General features: G+C 65.3%; 15 protein-coding genes and 1 tRNA gene. 5 read left to right on the top strand and 11 right to left on the bottom strand.

All coding sequences use genetic code 11. The features are described from left to right. Positions 1–349: 349 nt before the first annotated feature. The 3 genes from DFR29_RS17040 to DFR29_RS17030 form a co-directional block, all read right to left on the bottom strand. Complete coding sequence (locus tag DFR29_RS17040) at positions 350–1,462, bottom strand: tyrosine-type recombinase/integrase (RefSeq protein ID WP_133819813.1); 1,113 nt, start codon at positions 1,460–1,462, stop codon at positions 350–352. 164 nt (positions 1,463–1,626) lie between these two features. Further along, a tRNA-Thr gene (locus DFR29_RS17035) sits at positions 1,627–1,702 on the bottom strand. Positions 1,703–1,917: 215 nt separating this feature from the next. Continuing rightward, the gene (locus DFR29_RS17030; protein WP_133819812.1) at positions 1,918–2,280 is read right to left on the bottom strand and encodes a carboxypeptidase-like regulatory domain-containing protein; all 363 of its coding nucleotides are present in this window, start codon (positions 2,278–2,280) and stop codon (positions 1,918–1,920) included. A 246-nt stretch (positions 2,281–2,526) separates the two neighbouring features. On the opposite strand from DFR29_RS17030, the gene DFR29_RS17025 reads away from it, so the two are divergent. Continuing rightward, entirely contained in the window at positions 2,527–3,024 is a 498-nt protein-coding gene (locus DFR29_RS17025; RefSeq protein WP_133819811.1) for a hypothetical protein, read from the top strand. A gap of 202 nt (positions 3,025–3,226) precedes the next feature. Here DFR29_RS17025 and DFR29_RS17020 read toward each other — a convergent pair whose 3' ends face one another. After that, positions 3,227–3,436: a DUF3606 domain-containing protein gene (locus DFR29_RS17020; RefSeq protein WP_133819810.1), complete on the bottom strand. Its 210-nt coding sequence runs from the start codon at positions 3,434–3,436 to the stop codon at positions 3,227–3,229. 259 nt (positions 3,437–3,695) lie between these two features. Between DFR29_RS17020 and DFR29_RS17015 the strand changes: the two genes are divergently transcribed. The 4 genes from DFR29_RS17015 to DFR29_RS17000 all read left to right on the top strand — a co-directional run bounded on the left by DFR29_RS17015 (position 3,696) and on the right by DFR29_RS17000 (position 6,850). Beyond that, complete coding sequence (locus DFR29_RS17015; RefSeq protein ID WP_133819809.1) at positions 3,696–3,914, top strand: hypothetical protein; 219 nt, start codon at positions 3,696–3,698, stop codon at positions 3,912–3,914. Positions 3,915–4,234: 320 nt separating this feature from the next. Next, a complete protein-coding gene (locus DFR29_RS29685; protein ID WP_208113624.1) occupies positions 4,235–4,993 on the top strand; it encodes an EF-hand domain-containing protein in 759 nt (252 codons plus the stop codon). Between the two features lie 182 nt (positions 4,994–5,175). Beyond that, positions 5,176–5,916, top strand: coding sequence for a helix-turn-helix domain-containing protein (locus DFR29_RS17005; RefSeq protein WP_133819808.1), 741 nt, complete (start codon positions 5,176–5,178; stop codon positions 5,914–5,916). A 100-nt stretch (positions 5,917–6,016) separates the two neighbouring features. Further along, entirely contained in the window at positions 6,017–6,850 is an 834-nt protein-coding gene (locus DFR29_RS17000; RefSeq protein WP_133819807.1) for a hypothetical protein, read from the top strand. 36 nt (positions 6,851–6,886) lie between these two features. On the opposite strand, the gene DFR29_RS16995 is transcribed toward DFR29_RS17000, so the two are convergent. From DFR29_RS16995 to rph, 7 genes are all read right to left on the bottom strand, one after another. Further along, complete coding sequence (locus DFR29_RS16995; RefSeq protein WP_166654154.1) at positions 6,887–7,999, bottom strand: FAD:protein FMN transferase; 1,113 nt, start codon at positions 7,997–7,999, stop codon at positions 6,887–6,889. Further along, a complete protein-coding gene (locus DFR29_RS16990; protein WP_166654153.1) occupies positions 7,990–8,337 on the bottom strand; it encodes a PilZ domain-containing protein in 348 nt (115 codons plus the stop codon). Before DFR29_RS16990 ends, DFR29_RS16995 begins: the two co-directional genes overlap by 10 nt. Before the next feature lie 17 nt (positions 8,338–8,354). Next, positions 8,355–10,736 (bottom strand): DUF1631 domain-containing protein, encoded by a 2,382-nt coding sequence (locus DFR29_RS16985; RefSeq protein ID WP_133819804.1) that lies wholly within the window; start codon positions 10,734–10,736, stop codon positions 8,355–8,357. 99 nt (positions 10,737–10,835) lie between these two features. Then, positions 10,836–11,024, bottom strand: coding sequence for a CPXCG motif-containing cysteine-rich protein (locus tag DFR29_RS16980; protein ID WP_133819803.1), 189 nt, complete (start codon positions 11,022–11,024; stop codon positions 10,836–10,838). Between the two features lie 53 nt (positions 11,025–11,077). Further along, positions 11,078–12,235 carry a radical SAM family heme chaperone HemW gene (gene hemW, locus DFR29_RS16975; protein WP_133819802.1) on the bottom strand — a complete coding sequence of 386 codons (1,158 nt, stop codon included), beginning with the start codon at positions 12,233–12,235 and terminating at the stop codon, positions 11,078–11,080. After that, positions 12,232–12,915, bottom strand: coding sequence for an RdgB/HAM1 family non-canonical purine NTP pyrophosphatase (gene rdgB, locus DFR29_RS16970; protein WP_133819801.1), 684 nt, complete (start codon positions 12,913–12,915; stop codon positions 12,232–12,234). The genes hemW and rdgB overlap by 4 nt, the downstream gene beginning before the upstream one ends. A gap of 8 nt (positions 12,916–12,923) precedes the next feature. After that, positions 12,924–13,652, bottom strand: coding sequence for a ribonuclease PH (rph, locus tag DFR29_RS16965; protein WP_133819800.1), 729 nt, complete (start codon positions 13,650–13,652; stop codon positions 12,924–12,926). Positions 13,653–13,709: the final 57 nt, after the last annotated feature.

Here is a 13,709-nt window from a genome sequence, read left to right as displayed (position 1 = left end):
GCCGCTGGAAACTGCCCGGATATCGCGTAGTTCGATACTGGCCCGTCTCGCTGCGCAGAATTGCGTAGTGAGATTGCCGACGGTCCTAGCGCAGCTCGACTGACTAAAGTTTCAAGTGGCAACGTTGCCGCTTGAACGGATGTACCGGTTGAGTGCTCACGTGAGCACTCACGGCCGGAGAAAAGGTGCAACGCTGCACCTTGATCGGGCCGGCGGGCAAATGGTCAACGTTGACCATTTGCGCGACGTTGCGGGATCGGGCGGCGGTTCAGGGGGGCAATCGCCCTGACCAGCTTGCCGAGCGCCTGACTATCCTTGGTCAGCGCGTCGGTGTCGATCGCGCGGCCCGTTACCTCGATCTGGATGCGGGACGAAACACCTGCGCCACCGCCAGAGCCCCCACCGCGGCTGCTCTGTTGCTGCTCGCGCTTCTGCTGCGCTTCTGCTGCGCTTCCTCGCGTCGACGTTGGCCGGTCATCTCTTCAATCGCGTAGCCGAGCCGGCGCAGGGCGGCGTTGATGGTGTTGTCGGACAGCGGCCTGGCGCGGGAGCGAACGCCGGGGAAGACGAAGCGCCCAATGCCGCTGACCTTGTGGGCTGCCCGCAGGATCTCTACAGCCCGGGTCGACAGCGGCACGATGTGCTCGGCCCGCATCTTCATGCGCGCGGCGGGGATGATCCACTCTGCCGCGTCCAGGTCGATCTTGGCCCATTCCGCAGCGCGCAGTTCTCCCGGCCGGGTGAAGACCCGCGGCGCGAGCTTGAGCGCGTAGAGGGTAGGGAAGTGGCCGGTGTAGCCTTCGATGGCACGCAGCAGCCCGCCAATGCTTTCGGGGTCGGTGATGGCCGCCCGCGGCGTGGATACCGCGGGCGCCAACGCGCCGCGCAGATCGGTGCCTGAATCGCCTTCTACTCGGCCGGTGGATATGGCGTAGCGGAACACCCGGCTACACAGCGAGCGGCAGCGATGCGCGGTTTCGTGCACACCCTTGGTTTCAATCAGGCGCAGCATGGCCAGGATCTGCGGCGCGGTGATGTCGCCGATTGCTTCGCGGCCGAATGCCGGCACCAAGTACGAGTCGAGCATCCAGCAGTTCTTGCTGTAGTTCGCCGGCGTAAGTCGCTTCTTCTGCAGGGCCAGCCACTCGTTGGCGATGGCTTCGAAGGTGTTGGCCGTCGCGATGGCCTGGTAGTGCTTCTCTGCGCGGCGCTGCTGGCCTGGATCTAGGCCGGCCTTCATCTGCTTGCGGAGTTCGTCGCGGCGCGCGCGGGCGGCTTTCAGCGTCACCTCGGGATGGACGCCCAGGCTGAGCAGCTTCTCCTTGCCCGCGACGCGGTACTTCAGGCGCCACCAGCGCGAGCCGTTCGGCTTGATCAGCAGGTACAGGCCACCGCCATCGAATAGCTTCAGCGGCCGGCCTTCGGGTGGTGTTTTTCGCGCCTCGGTATCGGTCAGCGGCATTTGGGGGTAACTCCCGGAGGAGTCGCCATGCTGCCCCCAAAGTTACCCCCACAATTTGCCGGTTACCCCCGGTTGGCGGTGGACGCCAGCGGACCATGAGACGGGCGGAGAGTGAGGTCTGATGCGGCTTTCGGGACGTTGCCGGGCAGTGCCGGACTTACTGATGGTGCCGGCTACAGGAGTCGAACCCGTGACCTACTGATTACAAATCAGTTGCTCTACCAACTGAGCTAAGCCGGCGCGGGCGTGATTGTAGGGGCGGGACCGGGCTGGGGCAAATGACGGCAATCGGCGTAACCGTTAGCGCCAGGCGGGGCATGGTCTGCAATGCAATGCAATGCGATGCATTACCTGCGCATGCTTCGCCTGCGCGCGGCGTGGAGCGCATAGCGGGCCGGGTCGAGGTCGAGGTTGTGCGGCGGCGCCGGACTGCGGCGGCGGGTGCAGCCAGCTGTCTACTGGCGACCGGCCGGCTCCTGGAAATTGTTGGGCAGCAGTTCCACATTCACCCGGATGGTGCGGTTGATGGATAGCTGGATGTCCGAGCGGGTATAGGTTTTGTACGCATCCGCTTCGAAGCGCAAGGTATAGCTGCCGGGCGGCATCTGCGGGATGCGGTAGTTGCCCTGGCTGTCGGTGACGACGGTCTGTTCGGCTTGCAGGGCGGGGTTGGCTGCGCTGACGACGACATCGGCGAGCGGGGCCTTGTTGACGGCATCGACGACGCTGCCGACGATCGTGCTGCTCTGGGCCACGGCGGTGCCGGAACCGGCAGCGATGAGCAGAAGCAGTGCGGCGAAAGTGGTTCTGCTTAGCATGCGTAGAATCTCCAGGGAATTGGGGGCGGCTACTGTCGCGGCAATAGTGCCAGTTCTGACGCAGGCGGCAATGCCGATCAACCTGTAGGTGTGGAATTTGCTACGGCCTGCCGGCTGAGTTTCGCCGCTGCGCCGAGGCTCGGTCGACCTTTTTGCCACGAAGGTGTTGTGGCGAAAAGCGGGAACGGTCCAGTCGCAATGGCGAGCCCGGACTTTTCGGGCTCTCTACGCGGGGAGGAAGGCCAGATGGCACAGTCGAAGACCACCAGCCGTATCGTGATTGGCCTGTTTGCCCTCGCGGGTGCGGCTGCCTTGCTCTGGTTCAATGCCGGCGTGCGCCTGTCCTGCCAGCGCCATCCGCCAGGCGAGGCGGCGGTTATTGATTGCCTGCTTGAACGCGATGCGCTGGATGTCATTCCGCTGCGTTCGCGCCCCATCGCCGATGTCATTGTGCTGGAGCGGCGGCGCGGTGTTGCCAGTGGCGGCCGCAGCGGCACTACGACGATTGCGATCTACCGTTATGCGTTCGTGACGGCTTCGGGCGCGGTGGAGCCCGGTTATTTCGCCGATCTGTTTGCCGCCGAACCCAATGCGCTGGATGCATTCTTTGCCGATGCGCAGCAGAGCGAAGCGATGCTGCAGCGTTCTGCCTTGCAGCAGTGGCCAGGCAACGCGGCGGCGGCCTTGCTCGCCCTGCTGGGTGTGTTCGTACTGGCCAGTGCGCTGAGGTCTGTGCGCCGCTGAGTCGATTGTCCGGTGGACTTGCGGCGTCGAACCGGGCCGCTGCGGCCGACGCCGTTGCTGTTGTTCGCGCCAGACTGGCTTTATGCCTTGCGTTTCGATCCGCCTTGGCTCATCTCGCCGCGCGGAGGACAAGCGGAGCGGCGGGGTATTGCATCAATTGCGACAGACAGTTGGAATTATTCGCAAAACGCGCGGGAAAGGCTCAGGCCTTCAGCTGGCGCGACAACGCGCAATGCTGGCGTACGACACGCAGGTTGGTACCGACTTCGGCCATGGCGCGCACCAGCTGGTCGGGCGATACGCCCCATTGGCTGGCCCAGTAGTTCAGCTCCCAGGTCGCCGAGGGATCGATGCGATCCGCATTGCTGTGCGGCGCGCGGCCGATAGCGGGTATCGATTTCAACAAAGCCATGGCTGGTTCTCCGGCCGCGCATTCGCGGCAGACACGATATACGGCCAACACCGTTAAGGAGCCGTAACGGTTCTTCACGGTTGTCCGATGTCGCTACACATTTTCTTGACGCACCTCATGGGGCGTGTCTTCGACAAGCGCGTGACAGTGCGCTGGCGCTCACGAAGCGGCAATCGCCAGGCGCTTGCCGCTGGCGTTGGCACGCGGCTTGCGCTGCCTGTTCGGCGCAATCGCGCATCTCAACCCCAAGGAGAGATAAATGCCCAATTCCATTAATGGCAATAACCCGGACAAGATGCCACCTGCGCGCGAGACCGATCCGGCCAGCGCCGAGAAACTGCGCCAGGCCGACAAGGAGGCCGAGCGCAAGCTGAGCCAGTCGCGCCAGCCGCAGGAGGACGAGCAGAACCGCGTGCAGTCGCGCAATCGTGTATCGGACAAGGACGCGGACAATCGGGACCGGGCCAAGAATCGATAGGCTCGTCGTCGCGCATAGGCGCATTGATTAGGCAGTGCCGGGGCGCGAGCGATCGCGCCTTTTTTGTGGAGATAGTTCCCGTTGCATCGGTTGGGGCCGGTAGTCGTATGCGCACGACGGCGACGGCGTCTCTTGCAATTCGCGGGCTGCGGCCGTTCCGGCCAGCGCCCTGCGCAACGGCGCCGCGCGTCGAAATTCCGCGACGGCGCATCCACTTGCCTCGGCGCGACCCCAGTGCCGACGCCGCAGGAGAGGAAGCGGTGGGCGTGGCACACGCCGTGCTCCTGCTTTTTCTGTCCGAACCTACAGGAAGTCCCGCCATGAGCATGCATCGCCGTCTTCTTCCGTTGACCTTGTCCATTTCGCTGGCGCTGTTCGCTGGCACGGCGCTGGCCCAATCCGGCGGGGCGGCACCGGCGAGCGGCGCGAAAGCGCCACCGGCTGCGGCGCCAGCGGCCACTGTGCCATCTGCACAGCCGGGTGCTGCGCTGGCCACGGCGCCTACTCCTGCCGTTCCCGCGCCCGATACGAATGCGCCGCCGAACGTGCCTACGCCGACACCGATGCCGACAAACACGCCGCCGTCCACGCCGTCGGCATTGAGTACGCCGAATCCGGCGCAGAGCAGCGCACCGGCAACTCCCCGCGCGAACCCGAATCCGACCGATCCGAACAGTCCGCTGAATCCCAACAATCCGGCGAATCCGAACAACCCGATCAATCCGAACAACCCCGCGAATCCGAACAGCCTGGCCAATCCGAACAATCCGGCCAGTCCCAACAGCCCGCTCAATCCGAATAACGTCAACCGTGCCTTGAATCCGAACAACCCGACGAATCCGGCCAGCCGGCCGGACGTGACGGCGCCCACGCCGCCGTCGGGTACGATCGGTAGCGGCGAACTGTTGCCGTCGCGCGCCGACAGCCTGTCGACGCTGGATCGCAATCGCGACGGTTATATCTCGGCCGATGAAATGGCCGGCAATGGCCCGGCCAATCGTGTCGTTGCCACGTGCGACACCGACGGCGATGGCAAGATCATCAGTTCCGAATACGCGGCCTGCAGGCAGCAGCGCTGACGCCACTACGCCAGCGCGCGCCGACACACTCTCGCTCGCGCGGACTGTTGCCGTAGCCGACGCCATCTCCGCCGGAACGCGGCGGTGATGGCGTGCTTGCGTGCCGGTGTCGCTGGCCTGGCAGCACAGGCAGAGATACCCTTGCCGCTTTGCGCATCCAAGGCGAATTCGCCGGAGCAGGCATGAGCGCTGGGCAGACCCTGGTCAACAATATCCGCGCTGTATTGCGTCAGCGCGGCATCACCTACAAGCAGCTGGCGCAGCTGATGGAACTGAGCGAGCCGACGATCAAGCGCGATCTGAGCCGCGGCGATTTTTCCCTGAGCCGGCTGGATCGCATCTGCGAGGTGCTGGAGCTGAGCCTGTCCGACCTGCTCGACGGCATGCCGGCGCAGGCCAGCCTGCAGGAACTCAGCGAAGCGCAGGAACGTGCCCTGGTGCAGGATCCGCAATTGCTGTTGCTGACTTACCTGCTGGTCAACGACTGGAAGCTGGCCGAGATCGAACGCACCTACAGCTTCGATGAATCGCAGATGGTCAGCTTGCTGCTGCGGCTGGACGAATTGCGTATCGTCGACTACCGCCCGCCACGGCGTATCAAGAAACTCACCGCGCGGAATTTTTCCTGGCGCAAGGACGGGCCGGTGCACGCGTTCTTTCTGGCCCGTGTCGCGGGCGAGTTTCTGCGTGCACCGTTCGACGATATTGGCGATGAATTCCGCTTTCTGAGCGGCATGCTGTCGGTTCCTTCGCGCACGCACCTGAAGGCCGTGTTGCAGCGAATTGCACAGGAATTCGACGAGCTGGCACGGCAGGATGCACGTCTGCCGCTGGCGCAACGCGACGGATTCAGCCTGATGCTGGCCTTGCGCAAATGGGAATTCTCCGAATTCACACAGCTTCGACGCGCCCGGCATACATGATCCGCGCCACGATACGGCAATGTATGTGCCGCGTTCGTGTAAAAATCGTGGCTCGCGGCGCTCACGCCGTATGGATAAACGCGTTGTGCGGAGAGTAAGCATGAAAAGCAGAAACACCTTGCGGTATCTGCCGGCAGCAGTGCTGGCGGCGTTTGCAGTCGCGCCAGTGGCGCAGGCCGACAAGCCGATTGCACTGGACCGGATCTATTTTTCGGCAGGTGCCTACCAGGCCGACAGCGATGCGGACGCACGCATCAACGGCGCCAACGGCCTGATCGGCAGCGACGTGAATTTCGAGGACGATTTCGGCCTGACCAAGGACCGCATCGTCGGCCGCGCACGCTTCGGCTTCCTGGTCGGCGATAGTCAGGGCATCGAAGTCGACGGCTATCGTTTTCACCGCGATGCCAGCCGGTCGCTGAACCGTACGATCAACTACGACGGCAGCACTTTCGACATCAATGCGAATGTGAAAGGCGAGCTGGATCTGGATTTCGCCAGCGTGGCCTGGCGCTGGTGGATTCCCGCCGGCGACAACGATGTCTGGGGAATAGGCCTGGGTGGCGCCTACTACCGCGCCGCGGGCAAGCTCAGTGGCGATGCCAGGCTCAACGACAATGAAACCCAGTATGTCACGCTGAGCGACAGCGCTTCGGCCTGGGCGCCGCTGCTGGAGCTGGGCTGGCGTCATGCCTTCAGCGAGAACTCGCGCCTGTACGCCGATATTTCCGGTGTATATAAAAGCAATGGTTCCATCAGTGGACATATTTACAACGCGTCGCTGGGCTTCGAGTATTACCCGTGGCGCAATATCGGCTTTGGTGTGGAATACGGCGCACAGCGCATCAAGATCGAGGCCGACAAGAGCAGTTTCGACGGCGAATTGAACGTGCGCCTGTCGGGACCGTCGGTTTTCCTCAAGGCGCGTTACTGAGCCTGAGCAGAGTGAGCCAATAAAAGCGCCGGCACTTCAGCGAAGTGCCGGCGCTTTTTCGCCGGTGCAGTTCTCGCCCAGGTCTTCGGTGACCTGCAGCCGCGCCGGCGGTGTGGCGAACTGCAGGCGGCGCTGCATGGCAGGGCTTATCCAGACCGTGCCGTCATCGGTAACGAGCAGCACGCAGCGTAGGTCCATCGCTCGCGCCAGCCGGCCCAGTGCGCTGCTGCCGGCGATCATCAGGCTGGTGGAAGCCACGTCGGCGATTACCGCGTCGTCGTGAATCACGCTGACGGCAGCAACGCCCTGGGCCGGCTGGCCGCTGCGTGGATCGAGTACATGCCCCCAGCGGTGGCCTTCCACCTCGCGGAATTTGTTGTAGCTGCCCGACGAAAACAGGGCTTCGTGTCCCTGCAGTTCGGCCCCGGCCAGGGTGGCGTGCTGCGGCGAGCTGATGCCGACGCGCCAGGGGCGGCCACCGGCGTTGCCCAGGGCCAGTACATCGCCGCCGACATTGATCAATGCGTCGGCGATTCCCTGCTGTTTCAGCAGTCCGGCGATCTGCTCGGCGGCATAGCCTTCGGCCAGGCCATTCAAGTCCAGCTGCACCTCGCGGTTGCGCGAGACGATGCTGCCTTCTGCACTGACCGTGAGGTCGTCCATGCGCGGTCGCGCGGCCAGTAGCGCATCGATGTTCGCCTGTGGTGGCGGCGGGGATTTGATCGGGTAGTTGCTGGTGTGGAAGCCCCACAGTCCGACCAGCTTGCCGATGGCCGCGTTGAACAGCCCGTCGCTGAGCGCGAAACCCTGCTGGGCGCGGCGCACCAGGCCGCTGAGTTCGGGTGTGGCCTGGTAGGCCGCGCCCTGGGCGATCGCGGCGTTCAGACGCATCAGGTCGCTGGTTTCCCAGGGATGCCAGGCGCGCTGGTCGCGCTGCAGCTGTTCGCCGATCGCACCGAAGGCGCGGCTGGCTACGGCTTCGGATACGCCACGCACTTCGATTTCGGTCAGGCCGCCGAAGATGACGAAACTGGCCTTGTGCGGTCGCGATTCGTGCCCACTCTGCCATTGCCGCCAGGCGATCACTGCCGCCACCGCGACGAGTACGGCGACGGCCATCCATTGCGGCCGGCGCAGCGCTAGATCCAATTGTGCTTGCCGCGTTCGAGCCAGCCCTGCAGCTGCAGCATGTCGTCCGGCGCAATGTCGATGAAGCGCAGGCCCACCCAATGCTGGCCCGGCACATTGGCCTGCTCGGTCCATTGTTCGTGCATGCCGATCTCGTAGCGATATGGCTGGCCGTTTTCGTCCGGCAACTCGAAGCTGAACTGGTACAGCGCGTCTTCGCGTGCGGGCTGCTCGCAGACCAGCATCATGCCGTCGATGGACAGATTGGCGATATGGCCGGCCACTTCGCCGGTGATGCTGTTGACGACCGGGATTGCTTCTTCGGCTCTTCGACGCGGTGCGCGACGGTGCTCGACCATGGGCCACTCCCTCATCGTCAGGCAGCCGGCTGGGGCGCAGGTGCCGCACCGGTGAATTGCTTCAGGGTTCCGACGATCGCACCCCAGGCGCGATCGATCAACGATTCCTTTTCTTGCGTGACGATGCGTACTTGCTTGCGCACCAGGTCTCGGGCGAGTTGTTGCAAGGTGCGTTCCTCGGTACGTGCGCCGCGCTGATTGACGAACAGGCAGCGGCCGGTAAGCGTGGAGAACCAGGACAGCTTGCGCCGCACTGTCTCGCCCTGCTGGTTGGTGACGAATTCGAACCAGGTGCCGAACGGTACGGTCTTCAGGCGTTCCAGGGTCTGGCGTTCTTCCGCATTGAGCGCCTGCGGCGCATTCGGCCTGGCCGCTTCCGTCATGGCGCCGGCGCTGGATGCCGCGGACGCGCTGGCCGGCGCGCTGGCCGCGGGTTCCTCGCCCAGGCGAGTCTTGGCCTTGAGCTTGAGGGCCAGTTCGGTACGCGTGGACGCGCTGTCGTCCTTGGCCTGCTCGCCGCTGCCGAGCAGCTGCTGCGCCATGCCCTGGGCATCGTCCGCATGGAAGCCGACCTGGGCCAGGCCCTGCTCGATGTCATTGCGCAGGTTGCCGTCGTCGGCGTCGGCGGTGCCGGCAATGAGCTGGTCGGCCACGGCGATATGGCGCCGGTAGGCGTCGGATTCCTCGCCCTGGCGCAGGATGGTCAGCGCGAGTACGTCGGTCCAGGCCTGTTCCAGCATGGTGCGGATCAGGCGGTTGATCTTCTTGTCCTGCAGCCGTTCGGCGATGGCCTGGGAGGCGCGTTCGCGCGCCATGTCCAGGCGCTCGCGGCCTTTGGCCGCGTCCACATGGCGGCGTTCGGCCACTTCGGCCTTGCGCGCCAGCGTGCCCATATGCCGGCTCAGATCGTTGAGCAGTTCGTCGAACAGCTCGTCGCGGCCGTCGAACTCGTTGCTGACCCGGTCCACCACCAGCTGCATCTTTTCTACCAGCAGGCGATCGGACTCGCCTTCGGATTCGTCGATCCAGTACTGGCCTGTCTCGGCGATCGCATTGAGCAGCTGGCGTGCCGGATGTGCGCGGCGGGTGAAGAAACTCTTGTCGCGCAGAGCCACGCGCAGCACCGGCACCTGCAGCTTGGTCAGCAGCGACTGGGTCGAGCTGGACGCGCGTACGTCCTTAGCGATGAAGTCGAACAGCATGCCGACCAGGTCCAGCGTATCGCCGTCGATATCGCTCAGCTGCGGTGGCTTGCCGTCCGGAGTGAACTGGCGCAGCTGCTGCAACAGGTCTTGCTTGACGTGGCCGATGGTGCGCTGGACTGCGCGGCCGCCGAGAACCATCGGTGCCGCAGGACGGTGCTGCAGGCTGCCCAGTACGGACTGGATGTCTTCGCCAGTGGCGACGTAGTCCGAGCTGACTCCGCTGCTCCTGCCGCTCGGCGCCGCTGCTGCTGCCTGTCCCTGCGCCTGGCGCCGGCCCGACAGCAGTTCGCGCAAGGTGTGGAAAAGTTCGGAGTCGCGCGCGTCCTCGTGGCTGGCGGCGGTGCGCGCAGCCGGATGGGCAGAGCCGGGCTGCGTGCCGGCTGTGGCGGCGTTTGCTGCCGGGGCGTTTGTTTCGGCCGCGGCCGCGGCTGGTGTCGACGGCGTCGCCGGTTTGGCGGACATTGCTGCGCTGCTGCCGTAGCGCTGCGACAGCTGCAGGTGCGGCAGGATGCGGTTCTCGATCAGATAGTCGTTGATCGAGGCGTAGAGATTGCCGATATCGGCCATCGTGCGGCGGTCGAACTGGCGGTACAGCAGCAGGCGATGTTCCAGCGCAATGCCCAGGCAGGCCGTGGAATAGCGCAGTGCGGCGCAGATCTGCTGCGGGCCTATCGGCAGGTGTTCCGTATCCAGCGCCGGTGCGCCGGCCATGACGCCGAAGCGGTGGCCCAGGGTATACAGCACCTGGCTGTGGCGGATTTCGGCCTTGGTGGCGATTTCCTGCAGGGAAATGTTTTCCTCCAGGTCGCGCGTCTCGACCAGGGCGAGTTCCTGGAAGCGCCGCGGCGGCGTGGCCGTTGCGGCCGGCTTGCCGTCGAACTGGGCGAGGGACGACTCCAGGAACAGCAGAAAACGCGGCGCCACATCGGCGCGGCCGCGCTTGACCTCGCGCAGCGATTCGAACACCGCATGCTGTTCGTTGCTGCTGCGTGCTTTCTCGGCCTGCTTGAACAGCTGCTGTTCGTAGTCGTTGAGGCTGTCGGCCAGGGAGCGCTCGATCAGGTTGCCGACCAGGCCCAGCACGCCTTCGAGCAGGCCGCGTACGCGTACCGGCAGCACCGACTGGCGCGAGCCCAGCGTGACCAGTCGCGGTTCCGCCCCTGCTCTGGGCGCCGCCGGATCCACGGAATACATAGCGAACCCCTGAGTTCCCTGTTTGCCTGATTCTATGCTGCGACGCCTGGCCCGGCCACTAGCCAAAAAGCCTATGCAGCAAAGGATTTAGCCTTGTTTTCAATCCTGGTCGCGACGTGCTTCCAGCGCTTCCAGCTCGCCCTGCGCGTCCACCCGCAGGCGTAGCGAGATCGGCCGGCAGCAGACGGCGCAGTCTTCGACATAGACCTGCTCACCGGCGGAAAGATCGACGCTGGTTTCGAACGACTCCCCGCAGTAGGGGCAGTGCAGCTGGACGAATTCGAGCATGGCGGTTTCCCTGGGAGCGTCGGATGGGCGTGTGAAGATCGTGGATGCAGCCGCTAGGGCAGGAACAGTCCGATCACGTCATTGAGGAATCGTTTGCCCAGTTCGGTCGGCTGGATGCGCTGGGGCTCCTGCTGCAGCCAGCCGCGCGCCTGTGCCTGCTGCAGTGCCGCGGCGATCTGCGTTTCCGCCAGGCCGGTGCGCTCGGCGAACAGCGCGCGGTCATAGCCGTGTTCCAGGCGCAGCGCGTTGAGCATGAACTCGAATGGCAACTGTGCGGCGGCGATCGCGGCATCGTCGCCGATGCCGCGTGCGCTGCCGGCATGGGCCAGGTAGGCCTTGGGAGCACGGATCTTCCAGCGCCGACGGATCTGGCCGCTCCCCGCGTCGCTGAGCTTGGCGTGGGCGCCGGCACCGATGCCGAGATAGTCGCCAAATTGCCAATAGTTCACATTGTGCGTGCTGAGGCTGCCGGGCCGGGCGTAGGCTGAGGTTTCGTAGTGGTCGAAGCCGGCGGCGGCCAGGCGCTGCTGACAGGCTTCCTGCATGTCCCAGGCCAGATCGTCGTCGGGCAGCGGCGGCGGGTTGCTGGCAAACGCGGTGTTCGGCTCCAGCGTGAGCTGGTAGTGCGAAATATGCCGCGGCTGCAGCGCGAGGGCCTGTTCGACGTCGTGCAGCGCCTGGGCCAGGTTCTGCTCGGGCAGGGCGTACATCAGGTCGAGATTGAAGTTGTCGTAGCCGGCGCTGCGGGCAAGTTTCACCGCCTGCACCACCTCGGCCGAGGAATGGATGCGGCCCAGGCGCTTGAGCTTGGCGTCGTCGAAGCTCTGTACGCCGAAGCTCAGGCGATTGACGCCGGCGCGCCGGTAGTCCTCGAAGCGGCCGTGTTCGACCGTGCCCGGATTGGTTTCCAGGGTGATCTCGGCACCGTCGGCAAAGGCCAGGCGTGCCTGCGCGCCATCGAGGATGGCGGCGATCGACGCCGGCGCGAACAGGCTGGGCGTGCCGCCGCCGAAGAACACGCTGACCACGGGGCGGCCGGCCAGCGCTGCGGCGTAGTCGCGCAGATCCTGGTCGAGGTCGGCCATCAGCCCCTGCACATAGTCGGCTTCGGGCAGCCCGCTGGGCGCCGTATGCGAATTGAAATCGCAGTAGGGGCATTTGCGCACGCACCAGGGAATGTGCACGTACAGCGCGAGCGGCGGCGCGATCATTGCTTGGCGCGCGTGCGCGCCGGCTCCCGTTGGATGATATCGCGCCGGTGCGCCAGTTCCCCTTGATCGGCCTCGCGCTGGCGCGCCCGTTCTTGTTGCAATAGCTGCAGCAGCTGCGCCGTGGCCAGGCCGCGGTGGCTCAGGCGGTTTTTTTCTGCCGGTGCGAATTCCGCGCCGGAAATGGCGAAGCCGTGCGGCAGGAACAGCGGGTCGTAGCCGAAGCCGCCGTCGCCGCGCGGGGCCTGCAGTACACGGCCGAACCAGCGGCCTTCTGCGATCAGCGGCGCCGGGTCCAGCGCATGGCGCAGCAAGACCAGGCTGCAGTGGAAATGTGCGCCGCGCTGCGCCTCGGCAATGCCGCTCAGTTGCTGCAGCAGGCGTGCGTTGTTGGCGGCGTCGTTGCCGTGCTGGCCGGCATAGCGCGCCGAGTACAGGCCGGGCGCGCCGTCCAGCGCATTCACGCACAGGCCGGAGTCGTCGGCCAGGGCGGGCAGGCCGCTGATGCGGCTGGCATGGCGCGCCTTGATCAGCGCATTTTCCACAAAGGTGAGCCCGGTTTCCTCGGCGTCGTCGACGCCCAGTTCGGTCTGGGCCACGACGTCGAGATCCAGTCCGGCCAGCAGCTGGCGCAGCTCGGCCAGCTTGCCGCGATTGCCGCTGGCCAGGACGATGGTTTTCATCGGGTTGCTCAGGCTGCCAGCGCGGCGCGCTGCAGCGCGACCAGCTCGCTCACGCCCTTGTTGGCCAATGCCAGCAGGGCCTGCAACTCGTCGTTGCGGAAGGCGTGACCTTCAGCGGTGCCCTGCAGTTCGATGAAGCCGCCACCGTCGTTCATCACGACGTTCATGTCGGTATCGCAGTTGGCGTCTTCGGCGTAGTCCAGGTCCAGCACTGGCTGGCCCTTGTAGATGCCGACCGAGACCGCGGCGATGGCGCCAAAGATCGGATCTTTCTTGATCAGGCGCTTGGCCTGCAGCTGGCGTACCGCGTCGACCAGGGCGACATAGGCGCCGGTAATGGCTGCGCAGCGTGTGCCGCCGTCGGCCTGCAGCACGTCGCAGTCCAGGGTGATGGTGCGTTCGCCCAGGGCGCCGCGGTCGACGCAGGCGCGCAGGCTGCGCCCGATCAGGCGCTGGATTTCCATGGTGCGGCCGCCCTGGCCGCCGCGGGCGGCTTCGCGCTGGGTGCGTTCCTTGGTGGCGCGCGGCAGCATGCCGTATTCCGCCGTGATCCAACCTTCGCCCTTGCCGCGCAGGAAGGGCGGCACTTTTTCCTCCACGCTGGCCGTGCAGAGAACGCGGGTATCGCCGCAGCTGATCAGCACCGAACCCTCCGCATGGCAGGTGTAGTGGCGTTGCAGGACGATGGGGCGCAGTTGGTCGGGCGCGCGGCCGGAGGGGCGCTGAGCAGAGGTCATGGATTGGAAACTTGGGGAAAGCGGGCGGCGAGTTTACCATTGCGACCCTTTTCCCGA

The sequence above is a fragment of the Tahibacter aquaticus genome, assembly GCF_004363655.1.
GTDB lineage: Bacteria > Pseudomonadota > Gammaproteobacteria > Xanthomonadales > Rhodanobacteraceae > Tahibacter > Tahibacter aquaticus.
Note: the sequence above shows the minus strand (reverse complement) of the source record. Positions and strands in the feature narration are given on the sequence as shown.